The 12982-nt window shown below is 71.5% G+C and carries 18 protein-coding genes and 1 tRNA gene; 8 read left to right on the top strand and 11 right to left on the bottom strand.

Annotated features, from left to right (window positions below; genetic code table 11):
• Positions 1-184: 184 nt before the first annotated feature.
• A complete protein-coding gene (locus AIIKEEIJ_RS21560; RefSeq protein ID WP_161996527.1) occupies positions 185-382 on the bottom strand; it encodes an AMP-binding protein in 198 nt (65 codons plus the stop codon).
• Positions 383-437: 55 nt separating this feature from the next.
• A complete protein-coding gene (locus AIIKEEIJ_RS21565) occupies positions 438-632 on the bottom strand; it encodes a hypothetical protein (RefSeq protein ID WP_202917400.1) in 195 nt (64 codons plus the stop codon).
• Positions 633-909: 277 nt separating this feature from the next.
• Here AIIKEEIJ_RS21565 and AIIKEEIJ_RS21570 point away from each other — a divergent pair, with 277 nt between their 5' ends.
• Complete coding sequence (locus AIIKEEIJ_RS21570) at positions 910-1611, top strand: GAF and ANTAR domain-containing protein (RefSeq protein WP_006947395.1); 702 nt, start codon at positions 910-912, stop codon at positions 1609-1611.
• Positions 1612-1639: 28 nt separating this feature from the next.
• Here the strand turns inward: AIIKEEIJ_RS21570 and AIIKEEIJ_RS21575 are convergent, their stop codons facing one another.
• The 4 genes from AIIKEEIJ_RS21575 to AIIKEEIJ_RS21590 form a co-directional block, all read right to left on the bottom strand.
• On the bottom strand, positions 1640-1843 hold the full coding sequence (locus AIIKEEIJ_RS21575; protein WP_029542972.1) for a cold-shock protein: 204 nt from the start codon (positions 1841-1843) through the stop codon (positions 1640-1642).
• Positions 1844-1971: 128 nt separating this feature from the next.
• Complete coding sequence (locus tag AIIKEEIJ_RS21580; RefSeq protein ID WP_161996528.1) at positions 1972-4002, bottom strand: helicase C-terminal domain-containing protein; 2031 nt, start codon at positions 4000-4002, stop codon at positions 1972-1974.
• Positions 4003-4027: 25 nt separating this feature from the next.
• The gene (locus AIIKEEIJ_RS21585; protein ID WP_029542976.1) at positions 4028-4606 is read right to left on the bottom strand and encodes an isochorismatase family protein; all 579 of its coding nucleotides are present in this window, start codon (positions 4604-4606) and stop codon (positions 4028-4030) included.
• 5 nt (positions 4607-4611) lie between these two features.
• The gene (locus AIIKEEIJ_RS21590; RefSeq protein WP_006937508.1) at positions 4612-5937 is read right to left on the bottom strand and encodes a nicotinate phosphoribosyltransferase; all 1326 of its coding nucleotides are present in this window, start codon (positions 5935-5937) and stop codon (positions 4612-4614) included.
• A gap of 68 nt (positions 5938-6005) precedes the next feature.
• On the opposite strand from AIIKEEIJ_RS21590, the gene clpS reads away from it, so the two are divergent.
• Genes clpS through AIIKEEIJ_RS21605 form a run of 3 tightly spaced genes read left to right on the top strand, consistent with a single transcriptional unit; the run spans position 6006 to position 8126 of the window.
• Positions 6006-6389: an ATP-dependent Clp protease adapter ClpS gene (gene clpS, locus AIIKEEIJ_RS21595; RefSeq protein WP_029542980.1), complete on the top strand. Its 384-nt coding sequence runs from the start codon at positions 6006-6008 to the stop codon at positions 6387-6389.
• A 55-nt stretch (positions 6390-6444) separates the two neighbouring features.
• Positions 6445-7023, top strand: coding sequence for an oxidative stress transcriptional regulator AosR (gene aosR / locus AIIKEEIJ_RS21600; RefSeq protein WP_006937528.1), 579 nt, complete (start codon positions 6445-6447; stop codon positions 7021-7023).
• Entirely contained in the window at positions 7020-8126 is a 1107-nt protein-coding gene (locus AIIKEEIJ_RS21605; RefSeq protein ID WP_006937530.1) for a P1 family peptidase, read from the top strand. The genes aosR and AIIKEEIJ_RS21605 overlap by 4 nt, the downstream gene beginning before the upstream one ends.
• 16 nt (positions 8127-8142) lie before the next feature.
• Here AIIKEEIJ_RS21605 and AIIKEEIJ_RS32705 read toward each other — a convergent pair whose 3' ends face one another.
• On the bottom strand, positions 8143-8295 hold the full coding sequence (locus tag AIIKEEIJ_RS32705; RefSeq protein ID WP_006937532.1) for a hypothetical protein: 153 nt from the start codon (positions 8293-8295) through the stop codon (positions 8143-8145).
• A gap of 168 nt (positions 8296-8463) precedes the next feature.
• Between AIIKEEIJ_RS32705 and AIIKEEIJ_RS21610 the strand changes: the two genes are divergently transcribed.
• The 4 genes from AIIKEEIJ_RS21610 (at position 8464) to rdgB (ending at position 11397) form a co-directional block, all read left to right on the top strand.
• Entirely contained in the window at positions 8464-9090 is a 627-nt protein-coding gene (locus AIIKEEIJ_RS21610) for a rhomboid family intramembrane serine protease (protein WP_050035023.1), read from the top strand.
• A gap of 124 nt (positions 9091-9214) precedes the next feature.
• Positions 9215-9976, top strand: coding sequence for a cyclic nucleotide-degrading phosphodiesterase (locus AIIKEEIJ_RS21615; RefSeq protein WP_043799009.1), 762 nt, complete (start codon positions 9215-9217; stop codon positions 9974-9976).
• A 13-nt stretch (positions 9977-9989) separates the two neighbouring features.
• Positions 9990-10778 carry a ribonuclease PH gene (gene rph / locus AIIKEEIJ_RS21620; RefSeq protein ID WP_006937538.1) on the top strand — a complete coding sequence of 263 codons (789 nt, stop codon included), beginning with the start codon at positions 9990-9992 and terminating at the stop codon, positions 10776-10778.
• Positions 10779-10788: 10 nt separating this feature from the next.
• The gene (rdgB, locus tag AIIKEEIJ_RS21625; protein WP_044476031.1) at positions 10789-11397 is read left to right on the top strand and encodes an RdgB/HAM1 family non-canonical purine NTP pyrophosphatase; all 609 of its coding nucleotides are present in this window, start codon (positions 10789-10791) and stop codon (positions 11395-11397) included.
• A 105-nt stretch (positions 11398-11502) separates the two neighbouring features.
• On the opposite strand, the gene AIIKEEIJ_RS21630 is transcribed toward rdgB, so the two are convergent.
• From AIIKEEIJ_RS21630 to AIIKEEIJ_RS21645, 4 genes are all read right to left on the bottom strand, one after another.
• Complete coding sequence (locus tag AIIKEEIJ_RS21630; RefSeq protein ID WP_161996529.1) at positions 11503-11889, bottom strand: DUF3817 domain-containing protein; 387 nt, start codon at positions 11887-11889, stop codon at positions 11503-11505.
• Complete coding sequence (locus AIIKEEIJ_RS21635) at positions 11886-12305, bottom strand: hypothetical protein (RefSeq protein ID WP_006937553.1); 420 nt, start codon at positions 12303-12305, stop codon at positions 11886-11888. Before AIIKEEIJ_RS21635 ends, AIIKEEIJ_RS21630 begins: the two co-directional genes overlap by 4 nt.
• Positions 12306-12374: 69 nt before the next feature.
• Positions 12375-12460: transfer RNA gene (locus AIIKEEIJ_RS21640), tRNA-Leu, on the bottom strand.
• A gap of 14 nt (positions 12461-12474) precedes the next feature.
• Positions 12475-12978, bottom strand: coding sequence for an HNH endonuclease (locus AIIKEEIJ_RS21645; protein WP_161996533.1), 504 nt, complete (start codon positions 12976-12978; stop codon positions 12475-12477).
• Positions 12979-12982 lie beyond the last annotated feature (4 nt).

Genomic DNA, 12982 nt, shown 5'->3' on the forward strand with positions numbered 1-12982 from the left:
CGTGAACCGGCATTGACACATCAGCCGTGAACCGGCAGTGACACATCAGCCGTGAACCGGCAGTGACACATCAGCCGTGAACCGGCAGTGACGGACCACCGGCTTCCGGAAGCGCCCCCCTGCGGCGCTGTCCGGAAGCCGGTGGTCCGGTCGGAGACCACCGACGCCGGGAGAACGTCGGTGGTCAGCTCCTGCGGCCGCGCCGTCTCGACGCCCATCCGGGGCGCCGGGGCGAGGCCGCGGTGGCCCTGCGATCGTCGCCGGTCACAGTGCTCCCGTGGTCGTCCGCGAACATCGCGTCGATACGAGCCTTGATCTCGGCCGTGCTCATCGCCGAACCCGGGACGGTGCTCGGGTCGGCGACGTGATTGAGGTGGTTCATCGGTTCCTTGCTCGGGTGGGCCCGGGCGGGCCGTCGGAGTCGGGAGTGGGCGAGGTCAGGAGCGGATCATCACCGCTGCGACCGCGACCGTCGCCACCGTGAGAAGGGCGGCCAGCACGCCGAGGGTGAGGGATCGGCTGATCGCGACGGCCAGCCCGCACGAGAGGGTGCCGGCACCGACGACGATGGACGGTACCGAGAGCAGCGGCGAGTGGTCGCTGTGGGGAGCCGGATGGGCGAGGTGAGCCATGGGTGTTCCTTCTTCGCGGATCGTGTCCGGGAGGTACACCTGCTCGGAGCGACGGGCAACCGGGCCTCGAGCGGTGTTCTCCCGAAAACCTGTCCACACGATTCGTGGAGAGTGAGAGAGGAGCACCGGGGGTCGGGGCGGCTCCGATTCTGGCGTCGCCGGGATCTGGGGCGGACGCTCTGTGTGCCAGGATATGTGATGTGACGCGTGCGATGCCACCCAAGAACTGTGATGTGTGTCACTATCGAGGGTGTTGCCGACCGGAGGGGGCGCGCCGGTGTTCGACCAGGACGAGTTCATGGCGGTGCTGTCGCGGTTCGCGCGCCTGCTGCCCACCCCCTACGACGTCGGCGCAGCGCTCGACGAGCTCGTCGACGGCGTGACCGCCGTTCTGGGTCTCCTCGGGTGCGGCGTGAGCCTGCAGTGCGAGGGCCGGCTGCAGTTCGTCACCGCGGCCGCCGAGGTGGTGGGGGAGATGGAACGCTGCCAGGAGGAGGCCGGGGTGGGGCCGTGCCAGTACGCGTTCGATCGTGGCGAGCCCATCGCGGTCGCCGACGTGCGGACACGATCGGACCTGTGGCCGGACTACGCCGAGAAGGCCCGCGAGCACGGGATCGCGGCGGTGGCCGGCATACCGATGCAGCTCGCGGACGAGAAGATCGGCGCTCTCGACCTGTACGCGTGCGAACCGCGCGAATGGGCGGATCGTGAGATCGCGGCGGCGCAGATCTTCGCAGACATGGCCACCGGCTACATCGTCAACTCCAACAAGCTGCGGCAGCACGAGCAGCTGAACGCGCAACTGCAGACGGCGCTCGATTCGCGCATCGTCATCGAACAGGCGAAGGGAATCATCGCCCACGCCCGGAGCACCACCCCCGACGAGGCGTTCCGGCTCATCCGCGGCCACGCCCGCAGCAACCAGGCACCCGTGCGGTCGGTTGCCAAGGCGATCGTCGAGGTGGGCCTGCGGGTCTGATCACCGGGTGCCGCGGCGGCCGCGGTTCTCACACCGGTCGGACGTTCTCCGCCTGAGGTCCCTTCACACCCAGTCCGATCTCGAACTCGACGCGCTGACCCTCTGTCAGCGAGCGGAAGCCCGTCCCCGCGATCTCCGAGTAGTGGACGAAGATGTCGGGCCCGCCGCCCTCCTCCGCGATGAAGCCGAACCCCTTCTCCTCGTCGAACCACTTCACAACGCCCTGTGGCATATCCGAAAAGCCCCCTGTCCCTGCGACCCTCGACTCCGGCGCCTGCGCCGCCTTCGATGCTGCCGCGAAACGGCCGGAAATTCCGGGAAAGTCGTGAACGTTTCGGGATCGGACGCGTCGCGGCCCGGTCAGCCCCGCAGACGGACGAGCGCCTTGCGCACCACCCGCGGATCGGCTGTCTCCCAGAACGGGGGCAGCGACGCGCGCAGATACCCGCCGTACCGTGCGGTCGCCAGGCGGGGATCGAGCACCGCCACGACACCCCGATCGTCCGTGCTGCGCAACAACCGGCCCACGCCCTGCGCGAGCAGCAGCGCGGCGTGGGTGGCCGCCACCGACAGGAAGCCGTTGCCCCCGCGCGCCTCCACCGCCCGCTGCCGCGCCACCAGCAGCGGGTCGTCCGGTCGCGGGAACGGGATCCGGTCCAGGATCACCAGCGACAGCGACGGTCCCGGCACGTCCACGCCCTGCCACAGCGACAGGGTCCCGAACAACGACGTCGGTTCGTCGGCCGCGAACTTCTCCACCAGGGCGCCGGTCGCGTCCTCGCCCTGGCACAGGACCGGCGTGTCCAGGCGCTCCCGCATCGCCTCCGCCGCCGCCTTCGCGGCGCGCATCGACGAGAAGAGCCCGAGCGTGCGGCCGCCGGCGGCCTCGACCAGCTCCGCGATCTCGTCCAGGTACGCGGGGGAGAGCCCGTCGCGGCCGGGGGCCGGCAGGTGCTTGGCGACGTACAGGATGCCGGAGCGGGCGTGATCGAACGGCGATCCGACGTCCAGGGAATTCCACCGCAGGTCCCCGTCGTCCGACGGTGGTTGCGTCCCCGACGCCGCGCCGGTGTCGCTGCGTGCCGGCGACTCCGGCGGCAGCCCCCAGTTGACGGCGAGCGCGTCGAACGAGCCACCCACCGTCAACGTCGCCGAGGTCAGGACGACCGTCGACGCGGCGAACAGCCGGGACCGCAGCAGTCCGCCGACGGACAGCGGCGCCATCCGCACCGTGCGGCGGGTATTGCCGCGGAACTCGTCGGCGGCGTGCCAGACGACGTCCCGGCGGGCAGCGGGATCCGTCTCCTCGAAGGCGGTCAGCACGCGAACCGCGCAGTCGTGCACCTCGTCGACGTCCGCCAGCGCCTGGTTACGGGCCGCCGCGGCCTCGGCGTCGAGCCCCGCCTTGGGTGGTCCGATCGCCGTGCGCACGGCCCACGCCGCGTCGCGGATCGCGGCCAGCGCCGCGCCCGCGCCCTCGGGCAACTCGTCCCACCGCCCCGGCGGCAGCTCCTCGAGCAGCGCCTCCCAGTTCTCGGCGGCCCCCTCGAGCCGGTCGACGTCCTCGTCCTCGATCAGCTTCACGCAGCGCCGCGCCGCGGCCGAGACGGTGCCGCCGGACAGCTCCGCCGTCGCCACCCCGGTGACGCGGTCCACGAGTTCGTGCGCCTCGTCGACCACCACCACGTCGTGCTCGGGCAGGATCGAGATGCCGCTGATCGCGTCGATCGCCAGCAGCGCGTGGTTGGTGACGACCACGTCGACCTGCCCGGCCTCGGCGCGGGCGATCTCCGCGAAACAGTCGTCGCCGACCGGGCACCGCGACTTGCCCAGGCATTCGCGGGCGGTGACACTCACCTGACGCCACGCCTGATCCGACACGCCGGGGACGAGGTCGTCGCGGTCGCCGGTGCCGGTGGCCGACGACCACTCCGTGATCCGACGCACCTCCCGGCCGATCCGCGACAGGGCGAACGCGTCGAACAACTGGTCGTCCGCAGGCGGCTCCTCGGCCAGACCGGTGTGGATCTTGTTCAGGCACAGATAGTTCCCGCGGCCCTTGAGGATCGCGAAGCGGGGGCGCCGGCCCAGCGCCGACTCCAGCGCGCCGGCCAGCCGCGGCAGGTCCCGGTCCACCAGCTGACGCTGCAGCGCGATCGTCGCGGTGGAGACCACCACCGCCCGGCCCGTCTGCACCGCATACCGCACGGCCGGCACGAGGTAGGCCAGCGACTTGCCGGTGCCGGTGCCGGCCTGGACCGCGAGGTGCTCGCCGGTGTCCAGCGAATGCGCCACCGCCGAGGCCATGGTCAGCTGGTTGCGCCGTTCCTTGCCGCCCAGCGCGTGCACCGCGGTGCGCAGCAGTTCCGGCACATTCGGGAGTTCGGGCACCGCGTCAGGGTACTGGGCACCACCGTCAGGTTCGCGGCCCGACCTGTCCGACCAGGTCCACACCCGCCTCCCGGAGCGCCGAGAGCGCCGACTCGACGGTCGCCTCGCTCACCCCGGCCGTGTACGGCAGCAGCACCCGCGTGTCGAACCCGGCGGCGGTGGCATCGAGCGCGGTCGCCCGCACGCAGTGATCGGTGGCGATACCCACGATGTCGACCGCGGTGACCCCGTGCCCGCGCAGCCACCCGTCGAGGGACTCGCCCGTGTCGTGGCTGCCCTCGAAGCCCGAGTACGCGGCCTCGAACGCCCCCTTGGAGAAGACCGCCTCCACGCGGGTGGTGTCGAGGGCCGGATGGAACTCGGCACCCTCGGTTCCCGCCCGACAGTGCGGCGGCCACGAGTCCACGAAGTCCGGCTCCTCGGCGAAGTGCGCACCCGGATCGACGTGGTGATCCCGGGTGGCGACCACGTGCGCGTAGTCCTGCGCGTGTGCGGCCAGATACCGGCTGATGTCCGCGGCGACCGCGGCGCCGCCGGCCACGGCCAGCGACCCGCCCTCACAGAAGTCGTTCTGCACGTCGACGATGATCAGCGCCCGCGACAACGTCCTCACCTCACGAATCGGGTCGGCACCGCGGCCTCGCCCGCCGACAGGGTCAGGGCCTCCCACGGGAGACTGATCAGCCCGTGCGCGAGCAATGCCCGGCTCTCCTCCAGCGTAGGCCCGTCGCCGACCCGCTCGCCGTTGCAGACCAGCGGAACCATCAGCTCGTGCACCACCTCGCCGTCGCCCCCCGGTACGGGCGCGTCCGCCGGGTAGATCACCTCTTCCACCAGCGTGCCGGTCGGGCGGGCGAACCGCACCGCCCGCTTGGCGCCGCCCCGGGACTCCTTGTGCGCGCTGCGCTTCTCCACCGGGATGCCGTCGACCTCGACCAGCTTGTAGACCATCCCGGCCGTGGGCGCGCCCGAGCCGGTGACCAGCGACGTCCCGACGCCGTACACGTCGACCGGCTCGGCGCGCAGACCTGCGATCGAGTACTCGTCCAGGTCACCCGACAACACGATCTTCGTGTTCGTCGCCCCCAGGCCGTCGAGCTGCTCCCGCACCTGCCGGGCCAGCACGCCGAGATCGCCCGAGTCGATCCGCACGGCCCCGAGTCCGGTGCCGGCCACCTCGACGGCCGTGCGCACCCCGTTGGTGATGTCGTACGTGTCCACCAGCAGCGTGGTCCCCACCCCGAGCGTCTCGACCTGGCTCCGGAACGCCGCCGCCTCGTCGCGGCCCGCCCCGGTGGTGTGCACGAGCGTGAACGCGTGCGCCGCGGTACCCGTGCCCGGCACCCCGTACCGGCGCACCGCCTCGAGGTTCGACGTCGCGTCGAAGCCCGAGAGGTATGCCGCCCGCGCACACGCGACCGCCGCCTCCTCGTGGGTGCGGCGCGACCCCATCTCGATCAGCGTGCGGCCGTCCGCGGCGCTGACCATCCGCGCCGCCGCCGACGCCACCGCGCTGTCGTGGTTGAGGATCGACAGGATCAGGGTCTCGAGCAGGACGCACTCGGCGAACGTGCCGCGCACCGCCAGCACCGGCGAACCGGGGAAGTAGAAATCGCCCTCCCGGTAGCCCTCGATGTCGCCGGAGAACCGGTAACCGCGCAGCCACTCCACGGTCGAGGCGTCGAGGAACCGTGCCGCTACGGCCAGTTCCTCCTCGCCGAAATGGAACGTCTCCAGCGCATCGATCAGCCGGCCGGTCCCACCGACCACGCCGTACCGGCGCCCGGGCGGCAGACGCCTCGCGAACACCTCGAACGTGCAAGGGCGGGAACCGGTGCCGTCCGCGAGCGCGGCCTCGAGCATCGTCAGCTCGTAGACGTCCGTGAACAGGGCGGTGCTCGCCGTCGCGGTGCGCGGCAGAAGGGAATCGGGCACCCGATCACTGTAGAGCGCGGGCCGGGATGCGGCTGTATTGCCGGGCGCCGACGCCGTACCCTGGAGACATGGCGACGTGTTCCCCGACAAGCCCGTTCGGCACCGCCCCCCCGGAGCCGTCCGACGCAGTCACCGTGGCCTCGTTTCCCGCCGTCACCATGGCGGCAGGGCAGGCAATGCCGGCGGAAGCCGAAACCGTCGAGGAGATCGAAGCAGTCGACCGGCCCTGGGTCACCGTCGTGTGGGACGACCCGGTCAACCTCATGCACTACGTCGCGTACATATTCCAGAAGCTGTTCGGGTACAGCAAGGCCAAGGCCACCGAGCTGATGCTCAAGGTGCACAACGAAGGCAAGGCGGTCGTCTCGAGCGGCTCGCGTGACAAGATGGAACACGACGTGCAACGCCTGCACGCCGCCGGGCTGTGGGCGACGATGCAGCGGGCCGAGTGACCGGCCGCCCGCTCGCCGACCATCCCGACCGCGAAGCCAGGAGGAGCCGACCGACGTGCGGCAGTGGAGCAGGAAGAACTCGCTCGGAGGCGTGAAGCTGCGATCCGAGATGGACGCACACGAGGCGTCGGTGCTGCGCTCGCTCGTCGCATCCGTACTCGGCATGCTCGAGGAACGCGCCGCCGGCGCCCCGCAGGACGACCTCGCCGCCCTCACCGGCCTGCGCACCGGCAACTGCACCCCGCCGGACGTCCCCGCCCTGCAACGGCTGCTGCCCGACTTCCACCGGCCCGACGCCGACGCCACCGTCCATCCCGACGACGAATCCGCCGACCTCAACGGTGCCCTGCGCAGCCTGCACGAACCCGACATCATCGACGCCAAGCTCGCCGCCGGAGCCGTCATCCTGCGCACCGTCCCCGAATCCGGCGGCAAGGTGGTGCTCAGCCCGGAACAGGCCGATGCCTGGCTGTACGGGCTCAACGACCTCCGGCTGGCCCTCGGCACCACCCTCGGCATCGACGACGACACCCCCGAGACGCTCGACGAAGATGACCCGCGGGCCCCGCACCTCGACGTCTACCACTGGCTGACCTGGATGCAGGACTCCCTCGTCCAGGCGCTGCTGCCGTGACGGCCACGCCCGGACCCACCGACTCGCTCACCGACGTCGCCGGCCTGCGCGTGGGGCACTGGCAGGCCCTCGACGCCGACGTCACCCTCGGCTCCGACCACGCCTTCGGCACCGGGCGGGCCACCGGATGCACCGTCGTCGTGCCCGACCGTGCCGTCACCGCCGCCGTCGACGTCCGCGGCGGCGGGCCCGGCACCCGCGAAACCGACCTGCTCGATCCCAGCCACTCCGTCCAGCGCGTCGACGCGGTGCTCCTCACCGGAGGCAGCGCCTACGGGCTCGCCGCCGCCGACGGCGTGATGCGGTGGCTCGAGGAACAGGGCCGCGGCATTCCGATGGGGCCGCCGGGGGCCGTGGTGCCCATCGTGCCGGGCGCGGTCGTCTTCGACCTGCCCGTGGGGGAGTGGACCGCCCGGCCCACCGCCGACAGCGGATACCGGGCCGCCGCGGCCGCCGGCACGACCGTCGCCCGCGGCACCGTCGGCGCCGGAGTCGGCGCACGCGCCGGCACCCTCAAGGGCGGCATCGGCACCGCGAGCCTGTTCCTGACCGAGGGCCCCGCCGCCGGCGTCACCGTCGCAGCCCTCGTCGTCGCCAACCCCGTCGGAGCCGTGTTCGATCCCGAGACCGGCCTGCCCTGGGGCCTCGGCCCCGCCCGGGCCGCCCGGCTCGGGCTCGTCGCGCCCACCGCAACCGATCTCGCCGCCGCCAACGCCCTCGCACCCAAGGGCACCGCCCTCAACACCACCATCGGCGTCGTCGCCACCGACGCCGACCTGACCGCCGCGGCCTGCCGCCGTGTCGCCGTCGCCGGGCACGACGGCCTCGCCCGGGCCGTCCGCCCCGCCCACTCACCCCTTGACGGCGACACACTCTTCGCCCTGGCCACCGGCACCGCGACGCCCCCCGGCGCGAGCCGACCGATCCCGGAGGCCTTCGCGCCCGAACTGCCCGTGCTGGCCGCCGTGTGCGAGGCGGCCGCCGAGGTCGTCCAGCGCGCCGTCGTCGACGCGGTGCTGCAGGCCACCGCGGTCGCGGGTATCCCCGCCTATCGTGACGTGTTCCCCTCCGCCTTCACGGCCGGGATTCCCACGTCGCGCTGAGGGCCGCGCTGAGGGCTCAGCCCGACGTGCCCTCCGACACGCGCTTCATCTGGTCGCCGCAGCAGATCTCCGAATGCGGCATCCCCTCGGTGCAGGGGCACGGCTTCTCGTAGACGATCTGCGCGCCGCACTTCTCGCAGGCGTAGCGATCTCCGACGTTTCTCGGCACGACTGCCTCCCGGGTCCGACGGTGCCTCCCACAGTAGCCACCGGGCCGCCGGTCGACAGGGCTTTCACGGCGAAGCCCGACCGTCGCCGCGCACGTGTCGAGCGGTGCGCACGTCGGTAGGCTCGAAAGCCAGGAACACAGCACAGGACACACGCGAAGGGCGAGCGCATGACCGTACCCGACGGTTCCCGTCCCGGGCCCCGGCCCGTCTGGCAGCGCGCGGCGCTCCTGATCGCCGGATTCGTCGCCCTGCTCTACGGCGTCGAAGCCGTCGACGCCGCCGCGCCCGCCGACCTCGACTCCGCCGGTATCGAACCGAGAACCGCCGACGGGCTGTGGGGCGTGGCGTTCGCACCCGTGCTCCACGCCGACTGGGCGCACCTGAGCGCCAACACCATTCCGCTGCTCGTGCTCGGCTTCCTCGTGCTCGTCTCCGGCATCGGCCGCGGTCTGGCCGCCACCGCGATCATCTGGGTGGTCGGCGGGCTTGGCACCTGGCTCACCGCCGGGTCCGGCTTCGTGCACATCGGCGCGTCGATCCTCGTCTTCGGGTGGCTCACCTACCTGATCACACGCGGCATCTTCACCCGGCAGTCGAGCCAGATCGTCATCGGGGTGATCGTGCTGTTCGTCTACGGCAGCATCCTGTGGGGCGTGCTGCCCAGCGATCCGCGCGTCTCCTGGCAGGGGCACCTCTTCGGCGCCGTGGGCGGCGTCCTGGCCGCCTGGCTGCTCTCCGCCGACGAGCGTCGCCGCCGCCGCCCGCCGGCCGTGCCCACCTCCTCGTTCGGGTGAGACGCACCCCCGCGCAACAACTGACCGATCGGTAGGCTCACAGCGTCGCCGCAACTGTGACATCTCTCGATCAAAACCTGCGTTGGCTTCGTCGCAGCCACAGGGACGTGGCAGCATGACCCCCATGCGCATGACCGTCCTGGGGTGTTCCGGCAGCGTGGCCGGGCCGGATTCCGCCGCGTCGGGCTACCTGATCACCGCCCCGGGCACCCCGCCCCTGGTGATCGACTTCGGTCCCGGCGTCCTCGGGGCCCTCCAGCGCTACGCCGACCCCGGTGAGGTCTCGCTGCTGCTCTCGCACCTGCACGCCGACCACTGCCTCGACATCCCCGGCCTGCTCGTCTGGCGGCGCTATTCCCCGAACCGCCCCACCGGACGGACCCTCGTCTACGGCCCCTCGGACACCAGCGTGCGCATCGGCGCCGCCTCCGCCGAGATCGCCGGCGAGATGGACGACGTCAGCGACACCCTCGACGTGCGCCCCCTCGCCGACGGCGAAGCCTTCCGCTTCGGCGCGCTCACCATCCACCCCGGCCGGGTCAACCACCCGCCCGAGGCCTACGGATTCCGCATCACCAGCGACTCCGGGCGCACCGTCGTCTACACCGGCGACACCGGCATGTGCGACGAGGTCGTCGAGCTCGCGCGCGGCGCCGACGTCCTGCTGTCCGAGGCCTCGTGGACCCACGCACCCGACGACCGCCCCGACGGCATCCACCTCTCCGGCGCCGAGGCCGGCATGCTCGCCGCTCGCGCCGAGGTGGGCGAGTTGCTGCTCACCCACATCCCGCCGTGGACCTCGCGCGAGGACGTCATCGCCGAAGCCAAGGAGCAGTACTCCGGGCCCGTCCACGCGGTGTCCGCCGGGGACGTCTACCCCATCTAATAGGCTCGTCCGGGTGACCACACGAGAAGACGGCAGAGCGGACGACGAACTCCGCCCCATCCGGATCACCCGAGGATTCACCAACCACCCCGCGGGCTCGGTGCTCGTGGAATTCGGCCAGACCCGCGTCATGTGCACCGCCAGCGTCGAAGAGGGCGTGCCGCGCTGGCGCAAGGGCTCCGGTCTCGGCTGGCTCACCGCCGAATACGCGATGCTCCCCGCCGCCACCCACACCCGCAGCGGACGCGAATCCGTCAAGGGCAAGCTCGGCGGCCGCACCCAGGAGATCAGCCGCCTCGTCGGCCGCGCCCTGCGCGCCTGCATCGACCTCGCCGCCATCGGCGAGAACACCATCGCCATCGACTGCGACGTCCTGCAGGCCGACGGCGGCACCCGCACCGCCGCCATCACCGGCGCCTACGTGGCCCTCGTCGACGCCGTCGCGTGGCTGAGCGCGGCGGGCCGCCTCACCGACCCGCAGCCGATCTCGTGCGCCATCGCGGCCGTGAGCGTCGGTGTCGTCGACGGCCGCGTCCGCCTCGACCTGCCCTACGAGGAGGACGTGCGCGCCGAGGTCGACATGAACGTCATCGCCACCGACACCGGCACCCTCGTCGAGGTCCAGGGGACCGGCGAAGGTGCGACGTTCGCCCGGTCCACCCTCGACAAGATGCTCGACTCCGCGCTCGCCGGCATCGCCGAACTGTGCGAGATCCAGAAGCAGGCGCTCGACGCCCCCTACCCGGGCACGCTGCCGCAGCCCGTGACCCCCGAGCGGACCAGGAAGAAGTTCGGTGTCTGACAGGGTGCAGGTGCTCGTGGCGAGCCGGAACGCGAAGAAGTTGCGCGAACTGCGGCGCGTCCTCGACGCCGCCGGGATCGAGGGGATCGACCTCGTCGGACTCGACGCCGTGCCGCCCTACGACGAGGCGCCCGAGACCGGCGCGACGTTCGAGGAGAACGCGGCCGCCAAGGCGCGCGACGGCGCGGCGGCGACCGGAATGCCGTGCGTCGCAGACGATTCCGGACTCGAGGTCGATGCCCTCAATGCGATGCCCGGGGTGCTCTCCGCCCGGTGGTCGGGGCGGCACGGCAACGACCACGCCAACACCGAACTGCTGCTCGGGCAGCTGCAGGACGTTCCCGACGAGCGCCGCGGCGCGGCATTCGTCTCTGCCTGTGCCCTCGCCGTCCCCGGTGACGACGGCGAGATCGCGGTGCACGTCGTGCGCGGTGAGTGGCGCGGCTCCATCGTCCACAGCCCGCGCGGCGCCAACGGTTTCGGCTACGACCCGGTGTTCCGGCCCGAGGGGGAGGAGCGCACCGCCGCCGAGCTCAGCGCCGAGGAGAAGGACGCCTCGTCGCACCGCGGGCGCGCACTGGCACGATTGGTGCCCGATCTCGCAGCGCTCGCCCGCTGACGCCCGCCGCCGCGGCGCGAAGCCTGCGCTCCCACGCGAAACAAGAAGCCGCCCACGCAATCGCGTGGGCGGCTTGCTGTTTCGCGCGCCGATCGGCCGGCCGGATCAGACGCCGAAGTCGGCCTTGACCTGCTTCGTGCACTGGTGCTCGACGAAGAACGACAGGAACGGGATCGTGCCGGCGAGGAGGGTGCCGATCGTGCGGCCCGCGGGCCAGCGCACCTTGATCGCCAGGTCGAGCGTGAGCACCAGATACACCGCGTAGACCCAGCCGTGGACCACGGCGATCCAGCCGGGGACGTTCTCGACCTTCAGGATGTACTTCGCGACCATCTCGCCGGTGAGCACGAGCAGCCACACGCCGGTGATCCAGGCGAGCGCGCGGTACCGCGTCAGGGCCGAGGCAATCTTCTTCCGGTCGGCCTCCGGACGGGACTGCGGCGCGGTCGAACCGCTCGTCTGGTCGGGTGCCTGCTCGGGGGTCGTGCTCACTGAGCGCTCCTATCGGACCTGCGCGCAAGCTGCGCGAGGTAATCGTTGTACTCCAGCATCTGCCGAGCCTCCGGGTCGTCCGGATCGACGGCCGCGTTCGGATCGAGCCCAGTGCGGGGCCGCTGGGGGAGGAGATCCTCGGGGATCTCGGTGGGTTCCTTCGGTTCCGACGCGCGCGGCGCACCCGTGGCCTGGCTCTCGGCGTCCTCGGTCTCGAGTTTCACGAACCGGCGGTAGGCGTAGACGCAGAAGAAGGCGAAGGCGGGCCACTGCAGGGCGTAGCCGAGGTTCTGGAACGTGCCGCCCACGGCCTCGAACCGCGTCCATTGCCAGAAACCCAGACCGAGACAGCCGGCCGCGGCGACCGCCACCAGTACGACGAGGGCAAGGCGACGCGGCGGACGGTTCTCGGACACGTCATCAAAAGTACCCGAGCGGCCCCTCGACCTGCCAAGAGCGGTCGGGGGGCCGTGGGCGAGGTCACGTGGTGCGCGAGGGGGGACTCGAACCCCCACGTCCTTTCGGACACCTGGACCTAAACCAGGCGCGGCTGCCGTTACGCCACTCGCGCAAGCACGTGTCACCTTACGCGATATCGCCACCGGGGCATGATTCGACATCCCCAACTCCGAAGCGCCGTCGACCGGCCCACGTCGGTGTCTGGCTGTGGCAGTTGGGGCAGAGGAAACGGACGTTCTCGGGACGGGAGTCGTTCGGATTGCCGTCGATGTGGTCGACATGGAGCGTCAGGACGCTCCCGTTCCAGTACGGCTCAATGCCGCACGATTCGCACTGGTGAGGACGTCCGGACTCGAGCAACGCACGCCGAAGCATCTTGGGCTTTGCCCGAGCCGCGCCGGTCGGTTTGCAGACGAGGACCGCAGCCCATGCCATGCGGTTTCGCGGCGGCCGGCCGGTCATGTGCGCCTGCCCCGTGAAGTGTGAGGTATCGATGCCGAACTTCTTGATCCGCCGGCTCAGATGTGCGTGAGCTCCGCCGCTCGGCACCAGTCCGAGATACCGTATGACGCCCGCCACACTTACCGACTTGGCGACGGCCTCTTCCAAAACCTCCCGCGTGTACTTCATGCGC

It is taken from the genome of Rhodococcus sp. YH1, from assembly GCF_009939605.1.
GTDB lineage: Bacteria > Actinomycetota > Actinomycetes > Mycobacteriales > Mycobacteriaceae > Rhodococcus > Rhodococcus aetherivorans.

Coding starts and splice junctions, on each gene's coding strand:
- AIIKEEIJ_RS21560 (WP_161996527.1), bottom strand. CDS start 382: ATGAACCACCTCAATCACGTCGCCGACCCGAGCACCGTCCCGGGTTCG.
- AIIKEEIJ_RS21565 (WP_202917400.1), bottom strand. CDS start 632: ATGGCTCACCTCGCCCATCCGGCTCCCCACAGCGACCACTCGCCGCTG.
- AIIKEEIJ_RS21575 (WP_029542972.1), bottom strand. CDS start 1,843: ATGCCACAGGGCGTTGTGAAGTGGTTCGACGAGGAGAAGGGGTTCGGC.
- clpS (WP_029542980.1), top strand. CDS start 6,006: ATGGCGACGTGTTCCCCGACAAGCCCGTTCGGCACCGCCCCCCCGGAG.
- AIIKEEIJ_RS21610 (WP_050035023.1), top strand. CDS start 8,464: ATGACCGTACCCGACGGTTCCCGTCCCGGGCCCCGGCCCGTCTGGCAG.
- AIIKEEIJ_RS21615 (WP_043799009.1), top strand. CDS start 9,215: ATGCGCATGACCGTCCTGGGGTGTTCCGGCAGCGTGGCCGGGCCGGAT.
- AIIKEEIJ_RS21645 (WP_161996533.1), bottom strand. CDS start 12,978: ATGAAGTACACGCGGGAGGTTTTGGAAGAGGCCGTCGCCAAGTCGGTA.